Source organism: Acidovorax sp. GW835-FHT14G06, from assembly GCF_058793595.1.
Genome location: NZ_JBXAGA010000002.1, coordinates 426,312 through 439,141 on the forward strand (window position 1 = coordinate 426,312; position 12,830 = coordinate 439,141).

The window sequence follows — 12,830 nt, forward strand, 5'->3', positions numbered from 1 at the left end:
CCTTGCGCGGTGACAGCGCTCATCAATGCGCAGTTTCTGCGGCGCTTTCCGTTCCGGTTACGTGGCCAGCCGCTTCGGTACCCGGCGTGATTTGGTGAGCGGAGCTACTACCGCCCTCCGAGGCCCGCAACAGCTTCTTGCGCACCAGGTGGATGTGGTTGCGCAGGGCATACAGTTCGTCGGCATACGAAAGGGGCACGCTCACCTTTTCGGCCTGTGTTTCCAGGTTGTCCAGGGTGCGCAGCAGTGTGGCGGGGTCGCTTTTGCCCGCCTCCAGGTCATTCTCGATCTCGCGCAGGCGGCCATACCAGCGAAACACCCGCGAGCGCACCCGGAACTGGTAGAGCGGCGGCACGATCCGCGACAGCGGCAGCATGATCGCCAGCAAGATACCCAGCACCAGCCACATGCGCTCGATCAGGTTGGCCAACCAGAACGGCAGGTAGCGCTGCAGCATGGGCACTGGCTCGTTCATGGCACGGTCGCCCTCCTTGGCAATTGGTAGCTCGCTGCCTCGCGTGTTGGGGAACTCACGCGCCCGGTTGAACCAGCCCGCGCCGCTGTGCAGCTTTTGCGCGTTTTGGGCAAACAGGGTGAGCAGTGCGGGGTGTGTGCCATCGCGCGCTAGCAGGGAGGTGGTGGTTGCCACCAGTCGCACATCCCTGGTAGGCACGTTGGCTGCGAGGTCCACCACCCCGCGCGGTAGCGTCACGGGGGTGAGAAACGGAAACCGCCGTGCATAGGCCTCGTGCTGCGCAAAGTCCAGCAGCTGCACGCCGGGTGTTTGCAGCAGCATCTGCACCATCAGCGATTCGGGCGCAGACGCAAACACCAGTGCGTCGAGCCTGCCCGCCAAAAACTCCACCGTCGCGGGCGTCTGCTCCAGGCGCGACAGCTTGACTGCCCCGGGCTCCACCTTGTTGGCCTGCAGCAGCCGCTCGATCAGCGTGGGCACGCCGCTGCCCTCCGACCCCACATTGACCCGCCAGCCGCGCAACTGCCGCAGGCCATCAAGCCGGGGTGCGTTGTGCATACGCTCTGCTGCGTCGGTACGGTAGAAGAGCCACAGCGGCTCCACAAACAGGCTGCCCAGCGATACCAGGTTGTCCCGGTCATCGGGCTGCAGTTCGGCCGTGCCGCCCTGCACAAAGGCGACATCGGCCTGGCCGTCGCGCAGCAGTTGCAGGTTGTGTGATGAGCCCTCGCTGGGCAGCAGGGCCACATCAATGCCATCGGCTGCCAGCGCCTTCTGGTAGCGCTTGCCAAACTCCTCGTAGGCGCTTTGTGCGGGTCCAGTGGCCAGGGTCACTGTCTTGGGAGGATTGGGGTTGAGCCACCAATACGCCAGCACCAGCAGCCCTACCGCCAAGAAGGCGAGGGGGCCGGCCGACACAATCAGATCGCGGAGGGTGAGAAAGGTGTTGCGAAAGGCCTGGGGCATGGGGGATGAAAGGAACGGTGCGAAGACAGGGCGGTAGTGCGCCAGGATGAACCAGCATGGCACCCGCGTGGCGCCAGTGTCATATCACGCGGTCAGCGTGTCCCGCGATTATCCAGGCAGGCGCCGCAAAGCCTCTTACCAGAGCATCGCCTTCGGCATCGCCCCTGAGTCCGTCGCGTGGGAGGGCTGCGGACTGCCAGCCAGTGCCGCCTACTGCTGCAGGCGTCTTCGCTGGCGTTCGTAGGCCATGCACTCCTGCAGGGACAGCGCATCATTCTGGTCCACGTCCGCTGCCTCGAAGTAGGCCATGCGTGCCTGTACCACCTCCTTGAACGACAGCTTGCCGTCCCCGTCCTTGTCGGCTGCAGCCAGTCGTCTCAACTGGCCTTTGCCGATGCGGGGCAGTTGGTTCAGTTGGGAGAGATGGACGTAGCCCTCAGCATCGGGCCCCAGGCTGTGCCAGCCCTGCACGATGTCCTGGTGAAACTCGTCCAGCGACACGCTGCCGTCGTGATTGAGGTCGGCGGCCGAACAGATGGCCTGCAGCCGGTGGGCAAGGGTTGAGGCCGCCGGTTTGTGGGCTGCTGCGGGACGGGCTGGGGTGGTGGGTGACGATACCGGGGTGTCGGCCGCACTGGCGGTGTGGGCCGTTGTCGTCAACGCCAGAGCGCAGGCGCCTGCGTAGATCAAGCGAAAGGTTCGTTGCATGGGAGCCTCCTTACCACCACCAGCGTTGGCTGGGGCTGCGGTTGCAGGGCCAGACCATGGTGTGCGCGCCCTGGCGGACCTGGCCTGCGTCCACATCCAGGCATTTGCCAGTGAGCTGGCTCACGATCTGCCCGCCCCGGGTGGACCAGCTCTGGCTGCGCGAGCCTGAGCAGGACCACAACACCACCCGTGCGCCATCCCGCGGGTCGCCACGGTCCACGTCCACGCACAGGTCGCGCACCCGGATCTCGCCGCCGCGTCCCACCGCAAACCGCTGGGACGCGGTGCCGTTGCATTCGTACACCTGCAGTGTGGTGCCTGGCTGGAACTTGCCACCCCTCACGTCCAGGCACAGGCGGCCGTCCACGCGGATCTCGCGTCCCCAGTCGCCGCCCTGGCCGGGGTAATCCGGGTATTCGGGGCGCCGGTCGTTGTCGTGCCGGTTGTGATTGGCCAGCAATGCAATGCCGGCGATGGCAGCCACTGCCGCCACAGCCGCACCGGCATTGGAGCCACTGTTGTTCCCGGATACATAGGTGCGTGTGATCTTGAAGCGGCCGCCGCAGCCACCATTGGTCCACAGCTCGCGTTGGGTAAGGTCGTAACCCCAGGTGCGGTTGAAGCGGCAGGCTCCCTGGGTTTGTTCTACCAGGTCCACCTGGGTCACATCGTCCGCGAGGCGGTAGGAGGTGTAGCCGCCGCTCGACTGCAAATCCACCAACTGGTCCTGCGCCTGTGCCACCTGGGTGCTCACGAGCCATGGCAGGCACAGCAGCCATGCAAGTTTCCGAAAGGCCTGGTCTCTCATGGGTTCACTCTCCTTGTTCCGATAAGGGGCCATAGGGATGGGTGTGGGGCAGTGTGGGCCTTAGCCTTAGGGCACCGTCCGCCATTGGCATCATAGGGCGGTCTGATGCCTTCGCGCTCGGCTACAGGTGGTGCCATCGGTTGAAATCCCGTTGGAACGGCGGGGGCTGTTCGTGCATGATGGCGGTGCGCTGGCGCAGCCCAGCCCTCTGGCTGCCTGTGTCCTATCCATCCACTGCGGTGTCCGATGAAACGCTTCTATGTCGTTGCCTCCATCCCACTGCTGCTGGCGGCGCTGATCCCCATTGCAGCGTCCCTGTGGGTGGCACACCGAAAGGCCAAAGACGATCAGATCGCCTACCTGACCTCATTGGCGGATGAGGTGCTGCGACGCGGCGTGGCCTCGCGCCAGCAGCTGGTGGCTGCGCTCAACGAGCTGGAACGGGACCCGCACCCACCCTGCAGCCAGGCCAGCCTCACGCGCATGCAGCAGCTGGTGGGTACCTCGTTCTACCTGCAAGGCATGGGCTCGGTGATGGATGGCACCCTGGTCTGCAGCACGCTCACCCAGGGCAGCGACCTGGTGCCGCTCACTGGCAACCACATGGTCACCTCCACCGGGATTTCCAGCTGGATTGGCGCCCGCCTGCCCTTTGCGCATGATCAGCCCTTCAACATCTACGCCCGCAACGGCCACGCGGTGATCATCCACCCCGGCATCGTGATCGACATGCCGGTGCTCCACGCGGATGTCTCTCTGGGGCTGCTGATCAGCACGCCGCAGGCGCTGATACGGTCCAAAGGCCCGCTCGATCCGCAGTGGCTGGCTTTGTACACCCCCCATGCCAGCAGCCAGGTCGAAAGCGACACCCACCACATCGTTTTTCGGGCATCGAAAGACAACAACATCGCCGCCATTGCTGCAGCCCCCAAGGCCCAGGTGTATGGCGGGCTCTGGGCCCAGGCGCTGATCCTGGCACCGCTGGGTCTGGTGGCCAGCGCCCTGTTTGCGCTGGGCGTGGCGGTACTGACCCGGTGGCAGTTGTCGCCGCGTGTGCGGCTGCGAGCGGCCTTGCGGCGGCGCGAGCTCTTCATCCTCTACCAGCCCATCGTTGATTTGCAGACAGGCCAATGGGTGGGTGCCGAGGCCCTGCTGCGTTGGCGTCGCCGCAACGGCACCCTGGTGCCTCCTGACGAATTCATTGCCGAAGCTGAGAAGGCCGGTGTCATTGCTCCGATCACGCGCTACGTGATCGACGTGGTGCTGGCCGACCTGCCTGAGCTGCTCAAAGCCAGCCCGGGTTTTCATGTGAGCCTGAACCTGTCGCCCCAGGACCTGGTGGCCGACGGGCCCGTGCAGTACCTGCAGCGGCGCTTCAGCGCCATGGAGTTTCCTGCGGGTGCGCTGATGCTGGAGGTCACCGAGCGGGGGCTGGTGGACATCGAGGCCGCGCGGCCCGCGCTGCAGGCGGCCCGGCAGATCGGGGCGTCGATTGCGCTGGATGACTTTGGCACGGGTTACTCCAGCCTGTCCCTGCTGGAGTCCATCGATATCGACACCCTCAAGATCGATCGCATCTTCATCGCCAGTATTGGCGCACAGGCCGCCATCAGCCCGGTCACCACCCACATCATCGAAATGGCCCACACACTCAAGCTGGCGTTGATTGCCGAGGGCGTGGAGACGCAGGATCAGGTGGAGTTCCTGGTCGCGCGCGGTGTGCGTCAGGCCCAGGGCTGGAAGTTCGCCCGCGCCATGCCCTTGGTGGAGTTGCTGGCCGGGCTGCGCGCGGCAAAATCCGCCCGCCAGCGGTAACGCCACCAGAGTCAATTCAGGTCTGCGCCGGGTTTTTCAGCGGCCCCTGCTCACTTGAGCAGCAATGCTGATCTGCTGCCGTAAATCTGAAAGACCGCTACAGCATTCACAAGGTCATCGGCCTGCCCGCGAAGGCTCGGCGCTGCGGCAGCCATCTCCTCCACCAGGGCCGCATTCTGCTGCGTGGCCTGGTCCATCAGCGTGACCGCCTCGCCCACCTGCGTGACCCCCGAACTTTGCTCGGAGCTGGCAGCACTGATCTCCCCCATGAGGTGGGCATACGTTGCGTATGCTGGCAACCAACTCTGTCATGGTGTGGCCGGCCTTGTCCACGAGGGCAGTGCCATGTTCCACGCGGCCGACACTTTCCGGGATCAACTGCTTGATCTTCAGTGGGTCCGGCGTGCGTCAAGAAGTTTTTGACCGCAATGGGCAGCGGGACCTTCGCCCCCGCTATCCGCGCACCGCGCTTCTGAACGCAGCAGACAGTGCCGCGATGGCATTGCGTGATCGGCCCTCCTGGGCGCGGTTGTGAAGGACCACTGGCAGGCTCGGCAGTGCAGGAAGCCCCAGCCGTGCGCCTACGTCCACCGCGCCCCAGGGCAACATGCGGGGTGCCAGAGCTGCCACCCCCAGCCCCGCAACAACGGCTGCAGACACCGCAGCCACGCCACCGCCCACAAACACCGCACGCCAGGGGATGGCGGCAGCATCCAGCAGTTTTCCGGCCATCGCGCGCACGCCGCAGGGCTCTGCCAGGGTGGCCAGCGGCAGGGGTTCGCCAGCGCGGTGTTGCCAGTGGGGTGCCGCGAACCAGCCAAATCGCTCTTGGGCAAGCACTTCGCCATCGCTGCGCCCAACATGCATGCGGACAATGGCGGCGTCGAGCTCGCGCCGGTCAAAGCATTGCAGCAGGTCGCCCGACGAGCCGATCCGGATGTCGATCAGCAGCTGGGGGTCTTGTGCATTCATGCGCGCAATCAACGCCGGCAGTTCAGGCCCAGCCACATGGTCGCTGATGCCGATGGTCAAACGCTGCGGAGCTTCGCTCAGCGCAGCCACGGCTCGCTCCTGTGCCGCGAGCAGTGCGCGGGCGTGGTCGAGGAAGGCGGCGCCCTGCGCCGACAGCTCCACATACCGGGGCGTGCGCTCCAGCAGCCGGCAGCCCAGCCGGTCCTCAAGCCGTTTGAGCTTGAGGCTTACAGCGGCCTGGCTGGTTTGCATGGCCTCGACTGCGCGGGTAAAGCTCCCCAGCCCGTCCTACCTGGGGGTGGCTCGCGGCGACGATGTGGTGTTTGTCCAGACCACTGCCAACAACACGCGCACGCTGGATCAGAAGAAGGCGCTGTTCCAGCGCATCGCCCAGCTTCTGGGTGAAAGGCCAGGCCTCAGGCCTGAAGATGTGTTCGTGAACATTGTTGAGGTGGCCAAAGAGAACTGGTCCTTCGGACACGGGCTGGCGCAATTCGCCTGAGGTCTGGCGCGGAGCCTGCCGTTTTTTGCGCTTCAGCCCAGATCGGCGGCCGAGGGCAGGTATAGCCCCTCTGCCGTGGTGATGGACCGCGCCGCGCGCGCAGCCCGCGCAGTGGCGATGGCCGTGGCCTCGGCCGCCATGGTGGCCAGCACCATCATGCCCAGGCTCTTGCCGCTGCGGCCCGTGCCCAGGCTGAAGAGGGTGTCGCCGTCGGACATGGTGTGCACGGGGTTGATGCTGCGCGCCAGCCCGTCGTGCGCCGCCACAGCCAGGCGGTGGGCCTGCACCTTGGAAATGACCGCGTCAGTGGCGATCACGCCGATGGTGGTGTTGGTGCCCGCCAGCAGGGGCTGTGGCGGGTCGCCGCGCAGCAGGGCGCGGCGTGTGTCGCGCAAGCGCAGGCCGTCGTCGGTGCGGGCGCCGGCAATCACCTGGGCGGTGTCGGGGTCGATCACGTCGCCCAGCGCATTGCAGGCAATCAGTGCACCCACCGTGACGCCATCCACCGTGACGGAGGCCGTACCAATGCCACCCTTCATCGCGCGCTGGATGCCAAAAATCTTGCCCAGCGCCGCACCGGTGCCTGCGCCCACATTACCTTCGGCCGGGTCGGCGGTGGACGCGGCATCGCACGCCGCGTAGCCCGCCGCAGCATCGGGGCGGATGCGCATGTCGCCCACCAGCAGGTCGAACAGCACGGCGGCAGGCACGATGGGCAGGCGGCCTACGGCCACGTCAAAACCCACGCCGCGCTCTTCGAGCCAACGCACGGCGCCGGTGGCGGCATCCAGCCCCCAGGCGCTGCCGCCAGCGAGCACGATGGCATGCACCTTGTCCACCAGGTTGGAGGGGTGGAGCAGGTCTGTCTCGCGCGTGCCGGGCGCGGCACCCCGCACATCCACACCAGCCACGGCGCCCTCGCGCGTGATGATGACGGTGCAGCCCGTGGGGCGGCGGGTTTCGGTGAAGTGGCCGACCTCGATGCCAGCCACGCGGGTGATGCTGCCGGCATCGCCAGCCATTGTGTGTGGAGAACTCATGGCCGTTGATTATGGTGCCCGGGCAACGTGCCGCGCTTGCGCAGCATCAGGGGCCCGGTGCTGCGTTCTGAACCGGTCAAGGTGCTTTCTCGATCCGTTGGACGTGATAAGCGCCGCTGACCTGTTCGGCCCGAAAACGCACCTTGTCGCCGGGTTTCAGGTCGCCCACCACACCGGCGTCCGCCACGCGGAACACCATGGTCATGGGCGGCATCTCCAGGTTCTTGATCTCGCCGTGCTTGAGGGTGAGGCGCAGGGTGCGCGGGTCCCAGCGGGTGATTTCGCCTTCGCTCAGCTCTGCCTGTTGCGCGGGCGATGCGGTGGCTGCGGGGTGGTGGCTGCTGTGGCTGTCTGCGGCAGCCCCTGCGGGGGCTTGAGCCAGTGCGGGCCCCGCAACCAAGACGAGCAGGCTGGCAGCCAGCGGGATGGATAAGAGGTGCTTGGTCATGTCGATGCCTTTTTGTTGTAGCTCTTGAAGATGCGCGTGCTGCCGTCGTGCGCCACCAGCAGGACGTCGTACGGGTCGCGCCGATCGCCATACACGGCGCCGTCCATGCCCGGCGAGCCCACGGGCATGCCGGGCACGGCCAGGCCCAGGGCCTTGGGCTTTTGCTGCAGCAATGCGCGCACGTCGCTGGCGGGCACATGGCCTTCGATGAGGTAGCCACCGACCAATGCGGTGTGGCACGAGCCCAGCTTTTGCGGCAGGCCCAGGCGGGCGCGCACGGCGTTGTTGCCGGTGGCGTGCACCTTCACGGCAAAACCGTTGGATTGCATGTGATCCACCCAGTCCTGGCAACAGCCGCAGTTCGGGTCTTTCCATACCTCCAGCGGGGTGGTGGTGGGTGTGGTGTTGGCGGCGCGGGTCCCACCCGGCAGCAAAGCGACAGCCAACCCCGCACCCAGCAAGGGCAGGGCGGTGGCGAGCCATTGGCGGCGGGCGGGGCTGGGGAGGGGGGACACGGATGCGGATGCAGCCCGAGGGCGTTGGTTGGTCATGGTGTTTCTCCTGGCGTTATGGTTTGCGGGGCAACACGGTGATGGCGCCGGTCATGCCAGCCTGGTAGTGGCCGGGGATGAGGCAGGCAAAGTCAAAGCTGCCTGCGCGGTTGAAGTGCCACACGATGTCGCCCGCCTTGCCAGCCGCCACATGGGCCATGTAAGGCTCGTCGTGTTCCATGCCCGGGTGCTTTTTCATCAGCTCGGCGTGCTGGTCCAGCTCTGCCTTGGTGCCGATCACGATCTCGTGCAGCACCTGGCCTTTGTTCTGGGCGCGAAGCCGCACGGTGTCGCCCTCGCGCACCTCGATGTGGCGCGGGCGGAAGCGCATGTCGTCGCCCATGTGGATGGTGATCGTGCGGCGCACCTGCTGGGCGTCGCCTGCAATGCCCCAGTCCTTTTGCTCTTTGACCACCGGGGCTGTGGAGGCGTGGTGTGGCATGTTTTCATGCCCATAGGCAGAAAAAGTGCCGAATGCGCTAGTGCCTATTGCCCAGGCAGCTATGAATTTGATAGTGTTCATGGTGGTTGGCAATGTCAATGTTGGTGGCCGCTGGCAGCCGGCTTGCGCGCATTGGCGGCGCCGGGGGCCGTGCCCGGTATGTCGGTGCGTGCTGGGCGCGGTGTGGCGGCTGGGGCGCCTTGCCATTCAAAGGCCCGGGTGCCGCGTGGCTGCTGGAAGTCGCCGGGGTTGGCGTAGCTGCCTGCGGGTTGGTCGGCGCGCACCTTGAGGGTGGTGAACATGCCGCCCATCTCCAGCGGGCCGAAGGGGCCGGTGCCCGTCATCATCGGGAAGGTGTTGTCGGGCAGCGGCATCTCCATGGCGCCCATGTCGGCCATGCCGCGCTCGCCCATCACCATGTAGTCGGGCACGATCTTCTGGATCTTGCCCACCAGGCCCCGGTGGTCCACGCCGATCATGGTGGGCACGGCGTGCCCCATGGCGCCCATGGTGTGGTGGCTTTTGTGGCAATGCAGGGCCCAGTCGCCGGGCTCGTCGGCCATGAACTCCACCTGCCGCATCTGGCCCACGGCCACGTCGGTGGTCACTTCAGGCCAGCGCGCGCTTTTGGGCACGGGGCCGCCGTCGGTGCCGGTCACTTCGAACTCGTGCCCATGCAGATGGATGGGGTGGTTGGTCATGGTGAGGTTGCCCACGCGGATGCGCACGCGCTCGCCCTGCCGCGCAACCAGAGGGCTGATGGCGGGGAACACGCGGCTGTTCCAGCACCAGATGTTGTGGTCCAGCATGGTGTTGACCTTGGGGGTCATGCTGCCGGGCTCCACGTCAAAAGCGTTGAGCAGAAACGCGTAGTCGCGCTGCACCTTGGCGATCTGTGGGTGGCTGCCCTTGGGGTGGGTGATCCACAGGCCCATCATGCCCATCGCCATCTGCACCATCTCGTCGGCATGTGGGTGGTACATGAAGGTGCCGGGGCGGCGCGCCACAAACTCGTACACAAAGGTCTTGCCGGGCTGGATGGCGGGCTGGGTGAGGCCCCCCACGCCGTCCATGCCGTTGGGCAGGCGCTGGCCGTGCCAGTGGATGGTGGTGTGCTCGGGCAGGCGGTTGGTGACGAAGATGCGCACACGGTCGCCTTCGACCACCTCGATGGTGGGGCCCGGGCTCTGGCCGTTGTAGCCCCACATGTTGACCATGAAACCGGGCGCCACCTCGCGCACCACGGGCTCGGCCACCAGGTGGAACTCCTTGACGCCTGCGTTCATGCGCCAGGGGGCGGTCCAGCCATTCAAAGTGACCACCGGGTTGTAGGGGCGGCCCGTGGGCGGGTGCAGCGGTGGCGCGGTGTCGGCGTTGGTCTGCATGGCGGGCTCGGGCAGCGCGGCCAGGGCCACGCGGCTGACGGAGGCTGCGGCCACGGCCGTGGCGGCGCCAGAAAAGAAATTGCGGCGATTCATGTCAGTGGCCTTGTGGGGTGGTGGAGGCTGCGGCGGCCGATGTGAGGCCCTGCAGCGCGCCTGGCGATGTGCCAGTGAGTGCGAGCTGCAAATCGGTCTCGGCCAGCCAGAAGTCGCGCTGTGCTTCGATGGCGTTGGCCACGGCCTGGGTGCTGTTGCGCGCTTCGGCCAGCATGTCCCACACACTGGCCAGCATGCCGTTGTAGCGCAGGGTGGTTTCGTCGCTGATGAGCTGGCGCAGGGGCACGACCTCAGCCTGCTGCTGGCGTGCCAGGTCGAGCGCGGTGCGGTAGGTGAGCCAGGCGGCGCGCACCTCGCTGCGGGCGCGCACGGCGGTGTCCTGCAGCTGGGCGGCGCTTTGCTCTACCTCGGCCTGGGCGCGGGTGCGGGCTGCACCACCCCAGTCGAACAGGGGCAGGGGCAGCTCGATCTCCCAGCCGCGCTTGATGTCGCTGCTGCCGGTGGCGCGTTCGGTCGCGGTGTTGCGGCTGTATGCCAGCCCAATGTCACCAAACACGGCGCCCGCACGGCTCCAGCCCTGGCGCGTGGCCTGGGTGTCCAACTGGCGGCGGGCGACTTGCACGTCCAGCCGCTCGCGCAGCGCGGTGGCTTCGATGCCATCGGCGGGTAACGCGGTGGTGGGCAGGGGCGGCAGCTGCTGGGCCAGCTGGTATTGGGTTTGCTGCCCCCACAGGCCCATGCGGCGGTTGAGCTGCTCACGCTCGGTGGCGGCGGCCAGGCGGGCGCGGGCACGCTGGCGGGTGGCCTCGTGCAGCACGGCCTGTTCGCGGGCTTGTTGCAGACGGCTCCAGTTGCCCACCTGCGCCATGCGGTGCGCCAGCTCGGCCCCTGCCTCGGCGGCTTCCACCATGCGGTCGTGCGTGGCGGCCACCTGCTCGGCCGCCACCGCCCGCAGCCAGGCGCGGCGGGTGTCTGCGGCCAGTTGCACCACGTCCTGCGCGGCATGCAGCGTCGCGATCTGCAGACGTTCCGCCTCGCGCTGGGTGCGCCAGGGCAGGGTGATGAGGTCCATCAGGCCAAAGGCCAGGGTGCGTTCGATCTCGCGTTCCTGGCTGTTGGCGAAGCGCCCCAGGCTCAGGTGCGGGTTGGGCAGCGTGATGGCTTGCACGCGCTCGGCATCGGCCACGCCCAGCGCGGACAGCCGGGCTTGCAGGCCGGGGTTGTTGAGCAGGGCGATGCGCACGGCGGCGTCTTGCGTCAGGGGCTGCGCGAGCCAGCTGTCGACGGACTGCTGGGCCTTTGCGCGAGCGCTCGGGTCCGTGGCGGGCAAGGCCGCCTGGGGCACACCGGCGGTACGGCCCGCAGTGAGGGCTGCGACATCACTGCGCAGGCCATCGGGCGAAACGCTGGCGCAGCCCGCCAGCAGGGTGGCGGCAGCCAGTACGGTGAGGCGGTGGGCGCTGATCATGGCTTGTCCTTCTGCTCGGGGCGGTGGGCAGGGGGAGCATTTCCAGGGCCTCTGTGGTGCATCCCATGCGGCGTCTCATGGGGCATGCCGTGCTGCATGCCCTGGTGGTGTGGCATGGGCGCCGCCGTGGAGGCTGCGGGCGTGGGGGATGCGCCAGTGCCTCCCTGTGCCTCCCAGGTCACGATGTCCGCATGGCCGCGCGGGAACGCGCCCACGGCCTCGTGCGCCTGGCGCCAGGCCTGCGGTGTGGGCAAGGCGTCCACCAGCGGGGGCTGTGGCGGCATGGCCGTGTACGGCAGTGGGGCGGCGGGTGCATCGGCGCGGGTGGCGTCGCGTGCGGATGGGCCCTGGGCTTGTGCCAGCAAGGGCGACAACAGGGCAAGAAAAGCCAGTCGCAGCGGCCACGATGGCCCGGGCGACGGCAAGGAGAGAAAAATGGCAGGGGCGCGCATGGCGATCTCCAGACAACGAACGAAAAAAAAGGGCGCTGCCGCGCGAAGTACCCCGTTGTTCAGGGGCAATCAGGCTGTGGCAGACGCACTTCGGGCGTCGGAGATCAGGCGATGGGTGGTTTGATGGCCAGCGCCGCAGGGGCGCTGTCAAACTGCGCGGATGCCAGGGGCAGCAGGGCTCCGGCTGGCAGGGGGGCGGGGGTCAGCGATGCGGGCAGGCCCAGCATGGCCGAGTGGCAGATTTCGCAGGCCGAGCAGCTGGCGCTGTGGTGGTCGTGGTCGCTGTGAGGGGGGCAGCCCGTGCCGTGGTCCTGGCAGGCTGCAGAGTGGCTGGCAGTGTGGTCGATGGCGGGCTCGGCGGCCGGGGCGCCGTGGTGGGCGTGGGCGTCGGCGGGTGCCAGGCCCTCGGCCTGCGCAAGGGTTGCGGAATGATCGTGCGGGTGGCCCTGGTCGTGGGCCATGCCTTCTGGCATGGGCTGATGGGCCTCAGTATGTTGCGCAGGGCCTGCTGGCAGCAGCGGCACTACCAGGCCGGCCGCCATGGCCGTGCCCGTCAGGCCCCGAAGGACCAGCACCACCATCAGCAGGAAGAAAAAGCCGCGACGCATCCGTCAATGATACGGCGGGGCGGCGCAAGGTTCCGCAGGCACACCCTTTTCTTGCCCGGCGCGCATGGGCAACCGGTCAAAGACCCTGGAGGCAAACCCGCGCAAATCGTGAATGCCTTTTTGGAGCATGGGCAGT

At 67.2% G+C, this 12,830-nt stretch carries 13 protein-coding genes and 2 pseudogenes; 2 read left to right on the forward strand and 13 right to left on the reverse strand.

The annotated features are described in order from the left end of the window. Positions 1 to 22 precede the first annotated feature (22 nt). The 3 genes from AC1Q64_RS04545 to AC1Q64_RS04555 all read right to left on the reverse strand — a co-directional run bounded on the left by AC1Q64_RS04545 (position 23) and on the right by AC1Q64_RS04555 (position 2,957). Entirely contained in the window at positions 23 to 1,441 is a 1,419-nt protein-coding gene (locus AC1Q64_RS04545) for a TAXI family TRAP transporter solute-binding subunit (RefSeq protein ID WP_291437349.1), read from the reverse strand. 210 nt (positions 1,442 to 1,651) lie between these two features. Next, positions 1,652 to 2,149 (reverse strand): EF-hand domain-containing protein, encoded by a 498-nt coding sequence (locus tag AC1Q64_RS04550; RefSeq protein ID WP_492250607.1) that lies wholly within the window; start codon positions 2,147 to 2,149, stop codon positions 1,652 to 1,654. A gap of 10 nt (positions 2,150 to 2,159) precedes the next feature. Continuing rightward, entirely contained in the window at positions 2,160 to 2,957 is a 798-nt protein-coding gene (locus tag AC1Q64_RS04555) for a lectin (RefSeq protein WP_492250608.1), read from the reverse strand. Positions 2,958 to 3,203: 246 nt separating this feature from the next. Here AC1Q64_RS04555 and AC1Q64_RS04560 point away from each other — a divergent pair, with 246 nt between their 5' ends. Beyond that, positions 3,204 to 4,772: an EAL domain-containing protein gene (locus AC1Q64_RS04560; protein WP_492250609.1), complete on the forward strand. Its 1,569-nt coding sequence runs from the start codon at positions 3,204 to 3,206 to the stop codon at positions 4,770 to 4,772. A gap of 50 nt (positions 4,773 to 4,822) precedes the next feature. Here the strand turns inward: AC1Q64_RS04560 and AC1Q64_RS04565 are convergent. Then, a pseudogene (locus AC1Q64_RS04565) lies at positions 4,823 to 5,162 on the reverse strand (methyl-accepting chemotaxis protein); the annotation flags it as partial. 63 nt (positions 5,163 to 5,225) lie between these two features. Continuing rightward, complete coding sequence (locus AC1Q64_RS04570; RefSeq protein WP_492250686.1) at positions 5,226 to 6,026, reverse strand: LysR family transcriptional regulator; 801 nt, start codon at positions 6,024 to 6,026, stop codon at positions 5,226 to 5,228. On the opposite strand from AC1Q64_RS04570, the pseudogene AC1Q64_RS04575 reads away from it, so the two are divergent. Next, positions 6,025 to 6,246 (forward strand): annotated as a pseudogene (locus tag AC1Q64_RS04575) (tautomerase family protein); the annotation flags it as partial. The gene AC1Q64_RS04570 and the pseudogene AC1Q64_RS04575 overlap by 2 nt on opposite strands. A gap of 32 nt (positions 6,247 to 6,278) precedes the next feature. Here AC1Q64_RS04575 and AC1Q64_RS04580 read toward each other — a convergent pair. The 8 genes from AC1Q64_RS04580 to AC1Q64_RS04615 form a co-directional block, all read right to left on the reverse strand. After that, positions 6,279 to 7,286, reverse strand: coding sequence for a P1 family peptidase (locus AC1Q64_RS04580; RefSeq protein ID WP_291437339.1), 1,008 nt, complete (start codon positions 7,284 to 7,286; stop codon positions 6,279 to 6,281). A 76-nt stretch (positions 7,287 to 7,362) separates the two neighbouring features. After that, positions 7,363 to 7,734: a copper-binding protein gene (locus AC1Q64_RS04585; RefSeq protein ID WP_291437337.1), complete on the reverse strand. Its 372-nt coding sequence runs from the start codon at positions 7,732 to 7,734 to the stop codon at positions 7,363 to 7,365. After that, on the reverse strand, positions 7,731 to 8,285 hold the full coding sequence (locus AC1Q64_RS04590; protein WP_492250610.1) for a DUF411 domain-containing protein: 555 nt from the start codon (positions 8,283 to 8,285) through the stop codon (positions 7,731 to 7,733). The genes AC1Q64_RS04585 and AC1Q64_RS04590 overlap by 4 nt, the downstream gene beginning before the upstream one ends. Positions 8,286 to 8,301: 16 nt before the next feature. Then, on the reverse strand, positions 8,302 to 8,808 hold the full coding sequence (locus tag AC1Q64_RS04595) for a cupredoxin domain-containing protein (RefSeq protein WP_492250611.1): 507 nt from the start codon (positions 8,806 to 8,808) through the stop codon (positions 8,302 to 8,304). Between the two features lie 14 nt (positions 8,809 to 8,822). Then, a complete protein-coding gene (locus AC1Q64_RS04600; protein ID WP_492250612.1) occupies positions 8,823 to 10,205 on the reverse strand; it encodes a multicopper oxidase family protein in 1,383 nt (460 codons plus the stop codon). A 1-nt stretch (position 10,206) separates the two neighbouring features. Then, entirely contained in the window at positions 10,207 to 11,634 is a 1,428-nt protein-coding gene (locus AC1Q64_RS04605; protein ID WP_492250613.1) for a TolC family protein, read from the reverse strand. After that, positions 11,631 to 12,086 carry a hypothetical protein gene (locus AC1Q64_RS04610; RefSeq protein WP_492250614.1) on the reverse strand — a complete coding sequence of 152 codons (456 nt, stop codon included), beginning with the start codon at positions 12,084 to 12,086 and terminating at the stop codon, positions 11,631 to 11,633. The genes AC1Q64_RS04605 and AC1Q64_RS04610 overlap by 4 nt, the downstream gene beginning before the upstream one ends. 104 nt (positions 12,087 to 12,190) lie before the next feature. After that, a complete protein-coding gene (locus AC1Q64_RS04615; protein WP_492250615.1) occupies positions 12,191 to 12,694 on the reverse strand; it encodes a hypothetical protein in 504 nt (167 codons plus the stop codon). Between the last annotated feature and the right edge of the window lie 136 nt (positions 12,695 to 12,830).

Bases quoted from the DNA above. Each gene is read 5' to 3' on its own strand.
- AC1Q64_RS04555 (WP_492250608.1), bottom strand. From the start codon at position 2,957: ATGAGAGACCAGGCCTTTCGGAAACTTGCATGGCTGCTGTGCCTGCCA.
- AC1Q64_RS04545 (WP_291437349.1), bottom strand. From the start codon at position 1,441: ATGCCCCAGGCCTTTCGCAACACCTTTCTCACCCTCCGCGATCTGATT.
- AC1Q64_RS04585 (WP_291437337.1), bottom strand. From the start codon at position 7,734: ATGACCAAGCACCTCTTATCCATCCCGCTGGCTGCCAGCCTGCTCGTC.
- AC1Q64_RS04600 (WP_492250612.1), bottom strand. From the start codon at position 10,205: ATGAATCGCCGCAATTTCTTTTCTGGCGCCGCCACGGCCGTGGCCGCA.
- AC1Q64_RS04550 (WP_492250607.1), bottom strand. From the start codon at position 2,149: ATGCAACGAACCTTTCGCTTGATCTACGCAGGCGCCTGCGCTCTGGCG.
- AC1Q64_RS04580 (WP_291437339.1), bottom strand. From the start codon at position 7,286: ATGAGTTCTCCACACACAATGGCTGGCGATGCCGGCAGCATCACCCGC.
- AC1Q64_RS04615 (WP_492250615.1), bottom strand. From the start codon at position 12,694: ATGCGTCGCGGCTTTTTCTTCCTGCTGATGGTGGTGCTGGTCCTTCGG.
- AC1Q64_RS04560 (WP_492250609.1), top strand. From the start codon at position 3,204: ATGAAACGCTTCTATGTCGTTGCCTCCATCCCACTGCTGCTGGCGGCG.
- AC1Q64_RS04595 (WP_492250611.1), bottom strand. From the start codon at position 8,808: ATGAACACTATCAAATTCATAGCTGCCTGGGCAATAGGCACTAGCGCA.
- AC1Q64_RS04610 (WP_492250614.1), bottom strand. From the start codon at position 12,086: ATGCGCGCCCCTGCCATTTTTCTCTCCTTGCCGTCGCCCGGGCCATCG.
- AC1Q64_RS04590 (WP_492250610.1), bottom strand. From the start codon at position 8,285: ATGACCAACCAACGCCCTCGGGCTGCATCCGCATCCGTGTCCCCCCTC.
- AC1Q64_RS04605 (WP_492250613.1), bottom strand. From the start codon at position 11,634: ATGATCAGCGCCCACCGCCTCACCGTACTGGCTGCCGCCACCCTGCTG.